Annotated in this window: 15 protein-coding genes and 1 other annotated feature (1 of these 16 running past the window's edge); of the genes, 12 read left to right on the forward strand and 3 right to left on the reverse strand. The window is 49.8% G+C overall.

Annotated features, from left to right (window positions below; translation table 11 throughout):
• Positions 1 to 182: a binding site (T-box leader), on the reverse strand (it extends 86 nt beyond the left edge of the window).
• Positions 183 to 298: 116 nt separating this feature from the next.
• From L6H70_RS01455 to L6H70_RS01465, 3 genes are all read left to right on the forward strand, one after another.
• Positions 299 to 514 carry a hypothetical protein gene (locus L6H70_RS01455; RefSeq protein WP_236329026.1) on the forward strand — a complete coding sequence of 72 codons (216 nt, stop codon included), beginning with the start codon at positions 299 to 301 and terminating at the stop codon, positions 512 to 514.
• Positions 515 to 628: 114 nt separating this feature from the next.
• Positions 629 to 1,072 carry a GNAT family N-acetyltransferase gene (locus L6H70_RS01460; protein WP_236329040.1) on the forward strand — a complete coding sequence of 148 codons (444 nt, stop codon included), beginning with the start codon at positions 629 to 631 and terminating at the stop codon, positions 1,070 to 1,072.
• A gap of 87 nt (positions 1,073 to 1,159) precedes the next feature.
• Positions 1,160 to 1,396, forward strand: a complete 237-nt coding sequence (locus L6H70_RS01465; protein WP_236329060.1) for a DUF3892 domain-containing protein — start codon at positions 1,160 to 1,162, stop codon at positions 1,394 to 1,396.
• 77 nt (positions 1,397 to 1,473) lie between these two features.
• Here L6H70_RS01465 and L6H70_RS01470 read toward each other — a convergent pair whose 3' ends face one another.
• Entirely contained in the window at positions 1,474 to 2,211 is a 738-nt protein-coding gene (locus L6H70_RS01470) for an MBL fold metallo-hydrolase (protein ID WP_236329063.1), read from the reverse strand.
• 153 nt (positions 2,212 to 2,364) lie between these two features.
• On the opposite strand from L6H70_RS01470, the gene L6H70_RS01475 reads away from it, so the two are divergent.
• Positions 2,365 to 2,916: a hypothetical protein gene (locus L6H70_RS01475; RefSeq protein WP_054940195.1), complete on the forward strand. Its 552-nt coding sequence runs from the start codon at positions 2,365 to 2,367 to the stop codon at positions 2,914 to 2,916.
• Positions 2,917 to 3,007: 91 nt separating this feature from the next.
• The gene (locus L6H70_RS01480; protein ID WP_019911532.1) at positions 3,008 to 3,331 is read left to right on the forward strand and encodes a DUF1292 domain-containing protein; all 324 of its coding nucleotides are present in this window, start codon (positions 3,008 to 3,010) and stop codon (positions 3,329 to 3,331) included.
• 120 nt (positions 3,332 to 3,451) lie between these two features.
• Here L6H70_RS01480 and L6H70_RS01485 read toward each other — a convergent pair whose 3' ends face one another.
• Positions 3,452 to 4,927, reverse strand: a complete 1,476-nt coding sequence (locus L6H70_RS01485) for an aminotransferase class I/II-fold pyridoxal phosphate-dependent enzyme (RefSeq protein ID WP_236329072.1) — start codon at positions 4,925 to 4,927, stop codon at positions 3,452 to 3,454.
• Between the two features lie 92 nt (positions 4,928 to 5,019).
• On the opposite strand from L6H70_RS01485, the gene L6H70_RS01490 reads away from it, so the two are divergent.
• The 4 genes from L6H70_RS01490 (at position 5,020) to L6H70_RS01505 (ending at position 9,568) form a co-directional block, all read left to right on the forward strand.
• Positions 5,020 to 6,306, forward strand: coding sequence for an MFS transporter (locus L6H70_RS01490; protein ID WP_236329074.1), 1,287 nt, complete (start codon positions 5,020 to 5,022; stop codon positions 6,304 to 6,306).
• 311 nt (positions 6,307 to 6,617) lie between these two features.
• Positions 6,618 to 7,214 carry a hypothetical protein gene (locus tag L6H70_RS01495; protein WP_236329076.1) on the forward strand — a complete coding sequence of 199 codons (597 nt, stop codon included), beginning with the start codon at positions 6,618 to 6,620 and terminating at the stop codon, positions 7,212 to 7,214.
• Between the two features lie 263 nt (positions 7,215 to 7,477).
• Positions 7,478 to 8,890 (forward strand): NADP-dependent phosphogluconate dehydrogenase, encoded by a 1,413-nt coding sequence (gndA, locus tag L6H70_RS01500; RefSeq protein ID WP_236329085.1) that lies wholly within the window; start codon positions 7,478 to 7,480, stop codon positions 8,888 to 8,890.
• Positions 8,891 to 9,022: 132 nt separating this feature from the next.
• On the forward strand, positions 9,023 to 9,568 hold the full coding sequence (locus L6H70_RS01505) for a shikimate kinase (RefSeq protein ID WP_236329088.1): 546 nt from the start codon (positions 9,023 to 9,025) through the stop codon (positions 9,566 to 9,568).
• Positions 9,569 to 9,593: 25 nt separating this feature from the next.
• Here the strand turns inward: L6H70_RS01505 and L6H70_RS01510 are convergent, their stop codons facing one another.
• Complete coding sequence (locus tag L6H70_RS01510) at positions 9,594 to 9,902, reverse strand: rhodanese-like domain-containing protein (RefSeq protein WP_236329089.1); 309 nt, start codon at positions 9,900 to 9,902, stop codon at positions 9,594 to 9,596.
• Between the two features lie 114 nt (positions 9,903 to 10,016).
• On the opposite strand from L6H70_RS01510, the gene aroA reads away from it, so the two are divergent.
• From aroA to L6H70_RS01525, 3 genes are all read left to right on the forward strand, one after another.
• Positions 10,017 to 11,309 (forward strand): 3-phosphoshikimate 1-carboxyvinyltransferase, encoded by a 1,293-nt coding sequence (gene aroA / locus L6H70_RS01515; RefSeq protein WP_236329091.1) that lies wholly within the window; start codon positions 10,017 to 10,019, stop codon positions 11,307 to 11,309.
• Positions 11,310 to 11,506: 197 nt separating this feature from the next.
• Entirely contained in the window at positions 11,507 to 11,941 is a 435-nt protein-coding gene (locus tag L6H70_RS01520; protein WP_236329093.1) for a CoA-binding protein, read from the forward strand.
• A 374-nt stretch (positions 11,942 to 12,315) separates the two neighbouring features.
• On the forward strand, positions 12,316 to 12,984 hold the full coding sequence (locus L6H70_RS01525) for a hypothetical protein (RefSeq protein ID WP_236329095.1): 669 nt from the start codon (positions 12,316 to 12,318) through the stop codon (positions 12,982 to 12,984).
• Positions 12,985 to 13,435: the final 451 nt, after the last annotated feature.

Genomic DNA, 13,435 nt, shown 5'->3' on the forward strand with positions numbered 1-13,435 from the left:
TTCGCGGGTATACCCTAGCATGTTAACGGATGCGGGTTCCGGCGCAGCCTACAACCCGGTTAAAGGGCTTCGATGCGCAGCTCAGAGACCATATTCCCTTGGATTTTCTTTGCTCCTTTTCAGCGGACGGGAGCTCTCTGTGAAAGAATGGCCAAAGTACTCTTTCTCTTCTCAGCTTTTGCAGTATCCTAATTACTGGATATCTTACGGCCTGGTTGAGCAGAAGTCAAGTCGTTAGTTTAATAATCCCCCCAATCGTCAAAGCTGGAAACAGCAGATGATGATAGGAGGATAAACAATGCGAAAATTCAATATACCCTTAACGGGGCTCTGTCTGGCTCTGCTCCTGGGGTTAACCGGTTGTAAGACAGCCTATCAGCCTCCCGAAGCTGTGGAAATACACCAGATGACGGACATGGGCGGCAAACAGAATAGTCTATATGGCCCCTTGTCACCCGTAATGCAGGATGTCTATGACCGTTCCATCTCCTCTGATGTTTATTCGGCAGAATAAGTCCTGCTGCCCCCGCCGTGGCAGGAGGAAATGCACTTTCCTATACAGATAATCAAAAATTCTGTATAATAGGTCAACTATTGTTTTGACATAGAGAGGGGACAAAGGGAGAACATGGCGGCGGAAATTGTACATGTGACTACAGATGAACTGCTTCAGATGGGGCTGGATATCCGCAAAAAGGTATTTGTTGACGAGCAGAAGGTACCGGCGGAAGAAGAAATTGATGAATACGATGTGATCAGTGATCAGGCACATCATATGCTTATTATCGATAACGGCCTGCCGGTAGCCACCGGACGCCTGATTTATTATAAAACGGGAACTGCCAAGATGCAGCGGATTGCTGTTGATAAGGATTACCGGAGCAAGGGATTCGGACGTGTTCTGCTGATGGCACTGGAGGAGCGGGCCCGCGAGCTGGGTCTTGAGTTTTCCGTGCTGGATGCACAGTGCCAAGCAGAGGACTTTTACAGCAAGCAGGGGTATGAGGTTATCTCTACGGAGCCGTTTTATGATGCCGGTATTTTACATGTAAGAATGCAGAAAAAGCTATAACGGGCACAGGTACATATTTTGTCGGTGCTGAGGGCAAGATAGGGGTGAGCCGTATGGCTAATCCAAGCGTGAAGGAATGAATCCCAAGTGATGAACAATGAACGCGAGCGGTTTATAGCAGCCCAAAGAAATGGTGACGGTGACCTGATGAAGTTTCAGACGTCCTCAGGACGAGTGCTGGATTACCAGCAGGCACTTCAGGAGGTTCAGGCCGGCAGTATAGCGGGAGTGAACGTGTTCAAAGGAAGAGACGGGGAGATGTACATTCGCGGTGATGCAGACGGTGATCCAAGCAATAATCTGGATCAGCTGCCGCAGTTCTAAGTATGGCTGGACAAACGCTATTAAAGCGTAATTGTCCGGCCCTTTTTTTCGTTTACTTCCCAAAAGGTTAGTGGATCTTACAGCGCATAGATTACATGCTGCTCCAGAAAGGTCATCTCAGCAGTTTTTCCCTCGAACTGAGGCTTATGATCCCCGTAATGCATCAGACGGATCATTTTACGGACGTCTTCGGGCAGAGACAATAATTCACTAAGCGTTGTATGAACCTCGCCGGGACCTTTAAGCTGGCAATCGTGGAAAATTTGACGGATTCCTTGCTTACGGACCAGCTTCAGGAGCAGCTCAGGCTGAAAGATCATATCGGCACTATAAAAGATATCTCCGCCCAGCAGGAGTGAGTAGCTTTCTTTGCCGCGGATATGGGGTGTGCGGATCAGCTCCAGTATGATTTCAGTGGAGAGCTTATGAGGAGAGCCTGGTTTCAGCAGCCTGACCTCAAACGCGTCTTCTAGAGAACTTGGATTATGAGCTGTCACGGGGCTGTTCTTTTGAAAACTTTCCCACAGCGGTTCAGCTAAAGTATCGGCTATCAGCAAGATCATCTTTCTGCCGAATTTAGTTTTCATCAGCCTGGAAAGCTCAGGAAGACCGCCGACATGATCATCATGGATATGAGTGATAAGGACGGCGTTTACATCCGCGAAGGATCTGCCCAGCTTCTCCATTGCCCGCGGAGCTGTCGTTCCACAGTCAATCAGAAGTGTGTAATCCCTGCTTAGAAGCAGCCCGTTATTATTATAGTAGTTTTTGGCAAAAGCATCGCCTGTACCAAGCATTTGCAGATTTACAGTCATCGCATCGTTCCTCCAATATTCAGTGCTGAGGCCTTAATTTAAATATAGTATCATTTTAAGCTTTGTATTGAAATTTTCCCCTTAATCCTGCGCAACTTGTGGCAATCTTGGTAGTATATATTAACAGCATGAATTATTTGGAGGGTCTCAATTATGAGATGGAAAAAAATTGCTCTGTGCGTGGTTGTTTTTTCCCTAATGGGAGGATCATTATTGTTCGCGGACGCTGTAAATCAGAAGCTTAGGGTATGGAGCAATGGAAAGGAAATGGCCGACGGTGGCTATTTGATTGACGGAAAAGCCTATATACCGGCTAGAGAAGCCGGAGGTGTCGTCAGCTGGGACGGTTCGGGCAAAGTGACGATCCTTAAGCCAAATGTGCAAATCGTGCTGTTTAACGGCGATAAGGTTTTTGGCAATGTAAATGTAGGCAAGCTCAAAATCAAGGTGTTGACCCAAGTGGACAGTCTGACCGACGATATTGCTGCAGTGAAGGTTGCCATTACCGATCCTTCCGGCAATGTGAAGGACATTCAGTCGCAGGAGCTTGGCGGTTCGAAGAAGGAGGACTTCTGGTTCCCGACTTCGGAGTTCACGTATGATTTCAAGGATGCCGGCAAATACCGGGTGGGCTTCTATATCAAGGCGTCCAAGGGCTCTGATTACGTACTTGTGTCGGAGAAGGTAATCACTGCGCTGGATTAAGGTTTTTGGGCGGCCCTCAAATTGACCTGAACTTATCATACGTGTTACGATACCAAATGTAGGATAATTCAATTTAAAGTGAGGTATTTCAATGAGCGATCACAAACATGAGCATGGCCATGAACATGGTGAAGCATGCGGTTGCGGACATGATCACGACCATGAGCACGAGGAGTTTGTGCTGACCTTGACGAACGAGCAGGGCGAAGATGTAGAAATGGTGCTGGTGGAAACGTTCGACGTAGGCGAGAAATTGTACGCACTGCTGCTGGAACGTGAAAACCCTGAAGCGGACGGCATCATTCTGCGTATGGAAGAAGAAGATGAAGAAATGGTGCTTTACAACATTGAAGATGAAGCTGAATGGAAAGCTGTTGAAGAAGCTTACAATGAGCTGCTTGCCCAGCAAGAATAGATTTCAGTGTAGCTGAGAGGCTGCGGACCGGACAGGCAGCGGCGCTCTAATGCACAAAACCCGATACTGATCCAGTATCGGGTTTTTGTATGGGGACATTTAATTGGGAGAAGCGGCCGATCAGGAGATCGGCTCGGCTTCTACAATCACTTTCACGAAGTTGATGCTTCGGTCTTCAGGCCCTTTGACCGGCAGACCGATTTCTACATGGTCGATGATATAGTCGATGTTATCCTGGGTAATAACTTCACCTGGGAGCAAAATAGGAATCCCCGGCGGATAGACATAGATAAACTCCGCTATGATATAGCCTGCAGACTCGCGGAACGGAACCACCTGAGTGTCTGCGTAGAAGGCATCCCGGGGGATTAAGGCAAGCTGCGGAATTTCCGGCACTTGTACCTTTAGCTCATAAATTTCACCTTTGCTGTAATGGATCGCTGAGAGCACCCGCATTGCAGAAATCAATTTATCTACAGATTCCTGGGTATCACCAGGGGTAATCAGGCAAAGAATGTTATACATGTCGCTCAGTTCAACTTCAATGTTGTACTTCTGGCGGAGCCAGTTCTCAGTCTCGTAACCGGTAATGCCAAGATGACGAACATGAATGTTGAGTTTCGTCGGATCCAGATTAAAGGTGGCTTCTGTACCGAGAATTTCTTTTCCAAAACTGTACAAGCCGTCAATGTTGTTAATCGCTTCACGTGCGTAATTGGACAAAGCAATCGTCCGTGAAGCCATTTCGTGGCCGTTCAGTGCCAGATTGCGTCTGGAGGTATCCAGGGACGCCAGTAAAATATATGAAGTGGACGTTGTTGTGAGCATGCTGATGATCGTCTGTACCCGCTGCGGGTTGACCAGGCCGGTCTTTGCATTCAGATTCAAAACCGAGCTTTGCGTCATGGAGCCGCCCAGCTTGTGCACACTGGTTGCTGCCATATCCGCTCCGGCCTGCATGGCCGATACCGGCAGATCCTCATGAAAATGAATCAATACTCCATGTGCCTCATCCACCAGTACGGGAACCCCGTAGCTGTGGGCAAGATCCACAATCGAACGCAGGTCGGCCACAACGCCAAAATACGTCGGATTGATTACTAGAACTCCTTTGGCGTCCGGATGACGCTTTAATGCCCGTTCCAGCGAGCTGGTGGTAATGCCGTGGTCTATCCCAAGATTCTCATCCTGTACAGGTGAGACAAAAACAGGCTTGGCTCCGGAGAAAATAATCGCCGACATCACTGATTTGTGAATGTTACGGGGGACAATTATTTTGTCTCCTTCCGAGCAGACAGAGAGGATCATAGTCATGATGGCATTGCTCGTGCCTTGTACGCTAAAATACGTATAGTCGGCGCCAAAGGCCTGCGCAGCCAGCTTCTGAGCTTCTAGTATCACGCCGGTAGGCTGATGAAGGTCATCGAGCGGTGCGATGTTGATCAAATCTATGGATAGCGCGTTATCGCCGATAAACTCACGGAATTCGGCATCGGTTCCTAGCCCCTTCTTATGCCCGGGAATATGAAATTGAACTGGGTTTCCGGCGGCATGCTTTTTAAGAGCGGTGAAGAGGGGAGTTTCGTGTTGATTCATTTAATGCTGTCACAACCTTTCGTCAAGATTTATTTTTTTACGACAAGCATCAGTATAACAAATCAATCACCATAATACTAGGATGTGATGTAATGTCTGGCAAAGTAGCACAACGTATGCATATCAATCTGGCTTCGCCGTTCATCATGGAGATGTGGGTAATCATCTTTCTGGTGGAATTTGTAAAAGGATCCCTGCTGGTCGCTTTGCTGCCGGTTTATATGGAGAACATTCTGGGTCTGTCAGTCACTGTTGTCGGGTTCGCTTTCGCCCTGCAGTATTTAGGTGATAATCTCTTTCGCAGTCCATTCGGCTGGGTGATGGAGCGGATCGGGTACCGCTGGACCATGACCGGGGCTCTGGCCCTGATTCTGGTGGCTGTCGGTATGATTATATATGCTAAGGATGCCGTAACGTTGTCTGCAGCCTGTCTTATTCTAGGCATCGGTACATCGCCCCTCTGGCCATGCACCATGACCGGCATCACCGAACTGGCAGGCTCCACGGAAAGCGGCAGCAGCGGGGCAGCGATGGGTGCGGTGGAGATGGCTTCGCTCGCCGGAACGGGTATCGGACCGATTGTTGTCAATTTCATGATGGATCATGGGGGACAGAGCTACCGGTTCGTATTTCTTGTACTCATGGGCTGTGCCGCAGCGGTGGCTGCGATTGCCCTGCTGCTGCCTTCGAGAATTGGCGGGCAGGCGACTCATGTGGTACGCGATATGCATGGCGATGCCCCGGAAGGGGAGCGTAGACCGCTACAGCCCCTGAAGAGTCTGAAGCGTACGATGCATCAGGTAAGAACCTCGCTGAAGGTCAGCAGACTGCTCTTCCCGGCTTTGTTCCTCCAGGCGTTTGCCATTGGGCTCATGACCCCTGTGGTGACCTTGTTTACACGCGCTGAACTGCATGTGACCCCGAACCAGTTCAGTCTACTATTGATTGCAGGTGGAGGAATCACGGTACTGGCGCTTATTCCAGCAGGAAAGCTGGTAGATCGGATCGGAACAACGCTCTTTTTGAATATCGGCTTCCTGCTGGCGGCCTGCTCGCTGGCATTCTTCTCCCAGGTGCGCTGGCTGCCGCTGGCCTTCGTGGCTGTGGCACTTGTCGGAATCAGCTATGCGCTTATTCTGCCCGCCTGGAATGCTTTTTTAGCCAAGCAGGTGCCGAAAGGTGAGCGGGGTACTGTATGGGGCTTATTCCTGACCCTGCAGGGCTCCGGGATGGTAGCCGGGCCGGTGCTGTCTGGCAAGCTGTGGGATTCAGTCAGCCATAGTGCGCCTTTTCTGGCGAGTGCAGCGGTGATGGTATTGCTGTTCGGCCTTCATCTGCTGATCGTTCATAGAACCAAGCTGAAGCATAATCCAAGCTGAATAAAGCCGGTCATCCGCATTAACAAGCCGCAAGCCAGGGAACTCTGTTGTTCCTGTGCTTGCGGCTTATTTTATGGTAAGGGCTGAATTAATAGGGACATAAGTAAAATGAGGAGACACCGTTTGGAAATGACAGGAAACGGGTAAAAATAGTCAATAAACCAAGTTACCGCTACATAAAATGAAGTATAAAATAAGTGTAAGACGAATGCATAGCTATTGACAGGTTAAGTGGAGGTCCGGCAGTCAGTTTTACTCTATGTATACAGATCAGCTGCATTGTATTAACAAAGCTGTTAGGGGGGAGTGCCGTGAACAAAAATGATGAAGTGGAGTACTGTAATCTGGAGCTGCGCTTTGACAGACAGCATATTCAGGAGCTGATCAAGGATTTGATCAAAGAAGGCTATTCCCTTTACTGGAGTGAGAATGAAAGTGTTTTTTTGATTTCGGTGCGCACCGGACGCAAGCTGGTAAAGCTTCGCTTCCAGCAGATCAAGGATGGATATAAGCTAGTAGGCGATTATATGATCCGTGATGCGCGCCTGTCCGAGTGGATGGAGAAGCTGATTGGCGATATGAGAGGTCATGCGGTAGTCAAACGGTTCCGTGACCGCCAGATCATTATTGAGAATATTTTATTTGGTGAAGTGATCCGGCTGGTGGAGATTTCCGGCTATCAGCAGCGTGTGCTGTACCAGAAAGGTCCGCTGCTATCAGATCAGGAGCTGACGAAGCTATTCTACTCCGGCGAGGGGGAGGAACGGATCCAGCAGCGCAGAGTGGAAGTGGATGAGGAACTGGACCGCCTGAGCGAAGCGCTGCGAAGCGAGGATCCCGCGCTAGTAGAGGCTAGCAAGGTGAAACTGGCTAAACTGGCCCGTGAATTGAACATGCTTGAATGGTAAGAACATCAACAGCAATGATACCAGGGTATCCCGCAGGCCGGGGTGCCCTGAGTTTTTTTGACTTGTGGGCAGGGGTTCACTTCTGGCGGCAAAAACGGTAAAATAGTCATTGTGAGCAATTTCCTGATTGAAAAGGATTTTGTCAATGAAATTGATCTCTCTTTCGCAGACGGAACTTTGCTGTATCTGACAAAGGGTGGTATTCTTAATACTGCGAGAAATGGATTTCACAAAAATACAGGGTGCAAAGGGTGGAGGACCAGATGGCAAAACAACAAATCGGCGTGATTGGCTTGGCGGTAATGGGTAAAAACTTGGCTCTGAACATCGAGAGCAAAGGCTTTACCGTATCGGTATTTAACCGTTCCCCGGAGAAGACACATGATCTGATTGCCGAGGCAGAAGGCAAAAACTTGGTAGGTACTTTTTCTGTTGAAGAATTTGTAGAATCACTTGAAGTACCGCGCAAAATTCTGATTATGGTGCAAGCGGGTAAAGCTACTGACGCTACAATCGAGCAGCTGCTGCCGCATCTTGACCAAGGCGATATCATTATCGATGGCGGTAATGCTTACTTCCCTGATACTGTTCGCCGTAGCAAAGAGCTTGAAGAAAAAGGCTTCCGCTTCATCGGCACCGGTGTATCCGGCGGTGAAGAAGGCGCGCTTAAAGGACCTTCCATTATGCCTGGCGGTCAGGAAAGTGCCTATAAGCTGGTAGAACCGATTCTTACGGCAATTTCGGCCAAAGTGGACGGAGAGCCTTGCTGTACATATATTGGACCTGACGGTGCCGGACACTATGTAAAAATGGTGCATAACGGTATCGAGTACGGCGACATGCAGCTGATCTGTGAAGCGTACCAATTATTGAAGGATGTGCTTGGGCTGGATGCCAAAGAACTGCACAGCATCTTCAAAGAGTGGAACAGCGGGGAGCTGGACAGCTACCTGATTGAGATCACTACCGATATCTTCGCACAGTATGACGAAGAAACCGGCAAACCGATGGTAGACGTCATTCTGGATGCAGCGGGCCAAAAAGGAACTGGCAAATGGACAAGCCAAAGCTCGCTCGACCTTGGTGTGCCTCTGTCCATGATCACCGAATCGGTATTCTCCCGCTTCCTGTCTGCTATGAAGGATGAGCGTGTAGAAGCCAGCAAAGTGCTGAGCGGACCGGCTGTGGAGCCTTTCCAGGGCGACAAGGCAGAGTTCATCGAGAACGTGCGCAAAGCACTGTTTGCCAGCAAAATTGTATCCTACGCTCAAGGCTTCGCCCAGCTGCGCGTAGCTTCCGACGAATACAACTGGGATCTGAAATACGGCAGTCTGGCTAAAATCTGGCGCGGCGGCTGCATTATCCGCTCCCGTTTCCTCCAGAACATCACCGACGCTTACGAAACCAATCCTGAGCTGAAGAACCTGCTGCTTGATCCGTTCTTCAAAGACATCATGAGCTCCTACCAGTCCGCTTGGCGTAAAGTGGTTGCCGCAGCGGTAACCCAAGGGGTACCTGTACCAGGCTTCTCCAGTGCACTTGCGTACTACGACAGCTACCGTACAGAGCGCCTGCCTGCGAACCTGCTTCAGGCACAGCGCGACTACTTCGGCGCCCACACCTTCAAACGTGTGGACAAGGAAGGCGTCTTCCACCACAACTGGCTGTCTGAATAGTAGTAAGGGATAAACCGCAAGTTACGGCCCGAACAGCTTCCCTTTCGAGGGAGGACGTTCGGGTCTTTTTTATTTGTGCAACCTTTTCACCCTGTGTTATGATATGACAAATGTCGCGGTTGGAGGGTAGTCATGACAGGGGATAGGGAGCAACAAAGTGAAAACAGGGCGAACCGGAGCAGGAATATTATCCTGGTTGGGATGATGGCTACAGGCAAGTCAACGGTTGGCGCAATGCTGGCAGAGGAGCTTGGCTACGAACTGATTGATTTGGATCATGTGATTATTGAGCGTGAAGGCCGGAGCATCGCGGAGATTTTTGGGAATGAGGGTGAGGCGTATTTCCGGAAGCTGGAATCGGCAGCATTGCTACAGATGCTTGAGGGAGAGGGAAGAATAATCTCCACAGGCGGAGGTGCGGTGCTTGTGCCCGGTAACGCCGAGATCATGCTGGCCCATGGTCTTGTGGTGGCTCTTACAGCAACTGAGGAGGCAATTCTTGCGAGGGTTAGCGGGGATCAGAATCGTCCGTTGCTCGCCGGCAACGCGCAGGAAAGGGTCCGCACCATAATGGAACAGCGCCGTGAGGCTTACCGTTTCGCGCATTGCACGGTCGATACATCGGAGTTGAGTGCGGTAGAAGTGTCGCAGCATATTTTAATGCATTACCGCGGTTGAGCTTTTAAGTGTGCTTGCGGGCAGCTTATTCTTCTGCAGTTTCGTTCCATTCAATCATCCCGCCGCTGAGGTTGGCGGTAGTGAAGCCGAACTGCTGCAGATATTCACAGACTCGCTGGCTGCGTGCGCCTGAGCGGCAGATGAATACCACTTCAGCATCGGCCGGAAGCTCTGCGGTACGCTGCGGGATCTGGCCCATGGGAATGTGAATAGCGCCCGGAATCATTCCGGTGGCTACTTCATCATCTTCACGGACATCTATCAGACACAGGTCCTCACCTGCCGTAAGACGCTGCCGCAGCACTTCGGGTGTAATTTGTGGAATATCATTCATGGTAAAGACCTCTTTTCTTTTTGAAGAATGATTTTATGATAACACAGCATTAGATTACCATGTCAAACTCAGCACTACATATATACACTACTTATATTAAGGAGCGTTTGGATTATGGACGTTATTGTTAGGCCGACACCTACCCTGCAAGGAGAATTTGGAGCACTGTCTTCTAAAAACTACACTACACGCTACCTGCTGGTAGCTGCTCTGTCCGAAGGTGTAAGCACCATTTATCATCCTGCGCACAGTGAAGACAGTGATGCAATCCGCAGATGTATCGCTGATCTGGGAGCTGTGCTGACGGAAGACGACGAGAAGATCGTGATTCAAGGCTTCGGCCGGAACCCACGTGACGTTAAGGAATTAAATGTCGGCAATGCCGGAGCAGTGCTGCGTTTTCTGATGGCTGTTGCAGCGCTCAGCCCTGAGGTAACGTTTGTGAATACATACCCGGATTCCTTGGGTAAACGCCCGCATGACGATCTGATTAAGGCGCTGGGGCAGCTGGGTGTTGAAGTGGAGCATAATAACGGTAGGCTTCCGATTACGATTCGCGGCGGCAAGCCTGCTGGCGGTCAGATTACCGTCTCCGGAGCAGTCAGCTCTCAGTATCTCAGCGCGCTGCTGTTCCTGACGCCGCTGCTTGAGGAAGACAGTGAGATCATCGTTCTGGACGATCTGAAATCGAAGGTCGTTGTCGGACAGACTCTAGAGGTGTTGGAGCAGGCAGGCATCATTGTGCATGCTGCAGATGATTACATGTCCTTTAAAGTGCCAGGCCGCCAGGCCTATGCAGCCAAATCCTACACTGTACAAGGCGATTATCCGGGATCAGCGGCTGTGCTTGCGGCAGCGGCAGTCACGAAGTCGGATGTAAAGATCCACCGGTTGGCTGAACACAGCAAGCAGGGAGAGCGGGCAATTGTCGACGTGCTGCGTATGATGGAAGTACCGCTTACCCATGAGAATGGTACAGTTCATGTGCAGGGCAACGGAATCCTGAAGGCTGTGGAATTCGATGGTGATGCAGCCACTGATGCAGTACTAGCGATGGTAGCGGCGGCGGTATTTGCCGAAGGTACCTCACGTTTCTACAATGTGGAAAATCTGCGGTATAAGGAATGTGACCGCATTACAGATTACCTGGCCGAGCTGACCCGGGCCGGAGCCAAGGTCGAGGAGCGCCGCGACGAGATCATCGTCCATGGGTCGCCGGAAGGCGTAGAAGGCGGCGTGACCATTAACGCGCATTACGATCACCGGGTCATTATGGCCTTGACTGTGGTCGGCCTTCGGGCCCGTCAGCCGCTGCTGATCAAGGACGCACACCATGTGGCTAAATCGTACCCGCAATATTTTGACCATTTGCGCGAGCTTGGTGCCGACGTGGAATGGGTAAAATAGGAATAGAGCGTAGAGTCTAATATGACTTGATCACCGTAGGGGCTGATGGCCGAAGATTTACTTAAATCGGTACGTACTCGTACTTTTGTGAGAAGCTTGCTTTGAGCTGAACCCAAGTCTAGAATTAATGTGTTTCGTAATATTCACAGGGAATCCCGGCCTAAGGCGGGGACAGCTGAAGAGAGGGGCAAATCATTATGAGTTTTGAGAACCCGAGCCGTGAGCAGATCGGCGATATTCTAGCCTCTGCAGGCAATATTGCTGTAGTAGGCCTTTCTGACAAATCGGACCGTACCTCGTACATGGTCGCTTATGCCATGCAGAGCCGGGGTTACCGGATCATTCCGGTTAATCCTACAGTGGACGGCGACATCCTGGGCGAGAAATGCTACCATACACTGGCTGAGATACCGGAGCCGGTTGATATCGTCAACGTGTTTCGCCGTAGTGAATTCTGCGCTGAGGTTGCGCAGGAGGCGGCTGACATCGGGGCACGCGTGCTGTGGCTCCAGCAGGGCATTATCAGCCAGGAGGCGGCTGACATCGCCGCTGAGCACGGCATGACTGCGATCATGGACCGCTGCATCAAGGTCGAAGAAGCTATTACGATGCACGGGCGCAGCCGAGCGTAATCATTCGGGCTTGGGGGGACGCGAAAGCCGTCCGGACACAAGCATGAATCGTGACTGGGATTCATAGATCAGACGCACCGGAACTCTGGAATCTCCGGCACCTCATGATCCCCCAAAGTTCGGGTACCTGGAACCCAGAACCCCATGATCCCCGGAAGCTTGAGTACCCAGAACTCAGAACCGCGGATACCCGGAACCCCGGGCACCCGGTACCTGGCACTCCGGCAAACAAGAGCGAGTGCTTGGGTCCAGTTAGTTTATTCTGGAAAATGCCGGGCCGGATTGTTATACTGGCATTAGACGAAGAACGTCCATACCGTAAGTTTACTTACGAACTATGGGCGTTCTTTTTTTATTTGCCGGGAGGGGACCATATGGAGTTTGAAGAAGGGCACAATCTGTGGATCAGCCGCCATTCAGCAGAAAGAAGCGGTGAACGTAAGGGGAGATTAATGAGAGGTCTTCATTTTGCGGAGAAGCTGTTCGTACAGAACGTGTGGTGGCCTCTGTTTGAGTCGCTAGACCATTTACATCCCGAATATGAGGTGTATGACTGGAACCGCAAATCACAGTTTCTGGACTTTGCTTATCTGCCGCAGAATGGTGCGCGCATCGGAATTGAATGCGATGGGTATCAGAGCCACATTAAGGATATGGACCGCGAGAAATTCAGCTATGCGCTGAACCGGGATGCTTTTCTCACCGCAATGGGATGGAGGATGCTTCATTTCTCATTTGATGATGTCCAGCAGCGTCCAGAAGTGTGCAGAATGCTGCTACAGCTTGCGCTCGCACCTTATTTGGCCAGAAAAGAAAATGTAACCAAACTGCTCTCCGAAGAAAAGGAAGTGTTGAGGCTAGCCTGGCAACTTGGCAAACCGCTTCGCCCAAAAGATGTTACCGACTATTTTCAGATAAATTTCCGGACCGCCCGGAGGCTGCTGGATACTTTAAGCGGAAAAGGGCTGCTAAAGCCAATTGCGGGTGGCCGAGGGGTTCGATATTATGAGCTAAAGCCAATGCAACCTGATCAAATTTGGTAAACAAGAGTGCTTGGGGTGAAAATTCGCAAAAGTATAGAATGATATTCACTAGTTGTACTCACAAAAAGGAGGCTTCCCATTAATTCTGATGTATTTGGTGCAGTAGATTGAAAGAAAACATCCTCTGAATGGATTCTATTGCACTTTGTACTGCAGAATTCTCCGATTTCCTTCTTTTCGGTCTATACGTGCGAAATCTGATGTACGAAGTGCAATAGATTGCAAAAATGAACATGAAATCAACCAATCTATTGCACGAAATACAGCAGAATTGAATAGGACCCTGAAAAACGTTTATGACTGGTAAGTGACTAACACACGATGTTAATTTAATCGAGTTTTTGTATCTATTTGCAACATTTTAGTTGTAAAAATACACTTAGCAGCACCAGCACCATTCTGTTTTTTAAATAGTTAGTAAACAAATAAGCTCGATAACCTCCTTAACCAC

This window comes from Paenibacillus auburnensis (assembly GCF_927798115.1).
GTDB classification, from domain to species: Bacteria; Bacillota; Bacilli; order Paenibacillales; family Paenibacillaceae; genus Paenibacillus_AQ; species Paenibacillus_AQ auburnensis.

Coding starts and splice junctions, on each gene's coding strand:
- L6H70_RS01455 (WP_236329026.1), top strand. CDS start 299: ATGCGAAAATTCAATATACCCTTAACGGGGCTCTGTCTGGCTCTGCTC.
- L6H70_RS01460 (WP_236329040.1), top strand. CDS start 629: ATGGCGGCGGAAATTGTACATGTGACTACAGATGAACTGCTTCAGATG.
- L6H70_RS01470 (WP_236329063.1), bottom strand. CDS start 2,211: ATGACTGTAAATCTGCAAATGCTTGGTACAGGCGATGCTTTTGCCAAA.
- L6H70_RS01475 (WP_054940195.1), top strand. CDS start 2,365: ATGAGATGGAAAAAAATTGCTCTGTGCGTGGTTGTTTTTTCCCTAATG.
- L6H70_RS01480 (WP_019911532.1), top strand. CDS start 3,008: ATGAGCGATCACAAACATGAGCATGGCCATGAACATGGTGAAGCATGC.
- L6H70_RS01485 (WP_236329072.1), bottom strand. CDS start 4,927: ATGAATCAACACGAAACTCCCCTCTTCACCGCTCTTAAAAAGCATGCC.
- L6H70_RS01490 (WP_236329074.1), top strand. CDS start 5,020: ATGTCTGGCAAAGTAGCACAACGTATGCATATCAATCTGGCTTCGCCG.
- gndA (WP_236329085.1), top strand. CDS start 7,478: ATGGCAAAACAACAAATCGGCGTGATTGGCTTGGCGGTAATGGGTAAA.
- L6H70_RS01505 (WP_236329088.1), top strand. CDS start 9,023: ATGACAGGGGATAGGGAGCAACAAAGTGAAAACAGGGCGAACCGGAGC.
- L6H70_RS01510 (WP_236329089.1), bottom strand. CDS start 9,902: ATGAATGATATTCCACAAATTACACCCGAAGTGCTGCGGCAGCGTCTT.
- aroA (WP_236329091.1), top strand. CDS start 10,017: ATGGACGTTATTGTTAGGCCGACACCTACCCTGCAAGGAGAATTTGGA.
- L6H70_RS01520 (WP_236329093.1), top strand. CDS start 11,507: ATGAGTTTTGAGAACCCGAGCCGTGAGCAGATCGGCGATATTCTAGCC.
- L6H70_RS01525 (WP_236329095.1), top strand. CDS start 12,316: ATGGAGTTTGAAGAAGGGCACAATCTGTGGATCAGCCGCCATTCAGCA.